1 protein-coding gene is annotated in these 709 nt (G+C 61.4%); it reads left to right on the plus strand.

Translation table 11 applies throughout. From position 1 onward, the window contains the following. The coding region (locus J6497_RS40790) for a SufD family Fe-S cluster assembly protein (protein ID WP_225709765.1) at positions 1–709 on the plus strand (709 nt) is incomplete at both ends.

Below are 709 nucleotides of genomic sequence, written 5' to 3' on the forward strand. Positions count from 1 at the left end.
ACATTGAACTCGGCGGTGTTCTCCGACGGCTCGTTCGTCTACGTGCCGCCGGGCGTGCGCTGCCCGATGGAATTGTCGACCTATTTCCGCATCAACGAGCGCAACACTGGCCAGTTCGAGCGCACGCTGATCATCGCCGACAAGGGCTCTTACGTCAGCTACCTCGAAGGCTGCACCGCGCCGCAGCGCGACGAGAATCAGTTGCACGCCGCCGTAGTCGAGTTGATCGCGCTCGATGACGCCGAGATCAAATATTCGACGGTGCAGAACTGGTATCCCGGCAACTCGGAAGGGCTTGGTGGCATCTACAACTTCGTCACCAAGCGTGGCGACTGCCGCGGCGCTAATTCGAAGATCTCCTGGACCCAGGTCGAGACGGGCTCTGCGATCACCTGGAAATATCCGAGCTGTATTCTGCGCGGCGACAATTCGCGCGGTGAGTTCTACTCGATCGCGATCTCGAACGGCTACCAGCAGGTCGACAGCGGCACCAAGATGCTTCATCTCGGCAAGAACACCTCGAGCCGGATCATCTCCAAGGGCATCGCCGCTGGCAAGTCGCAGAACACCTATCGCGGCCTCGTCACCGCGCACCGGAAAGCCACCGGCGCGCGCAACTATACCGCCTGCGACTCGCTCCTGATCGGCGACAAATGCGGCGCGCACACCGTGCCTTACGTCGAGGCGAAGAACTCGTCGGCGACGTTCG

It is taken from the genome of Bradyrhizobium cenepequi (assembly GCF_020329485.1).
Taxonomy (GTDB): Bacteria; Pseudomonadota; Alphaproteobacteria; order Rhizobiales; family Xanthobacteraceae; genus Bradyrhizobium; species Bradyrhizobium cenepequi.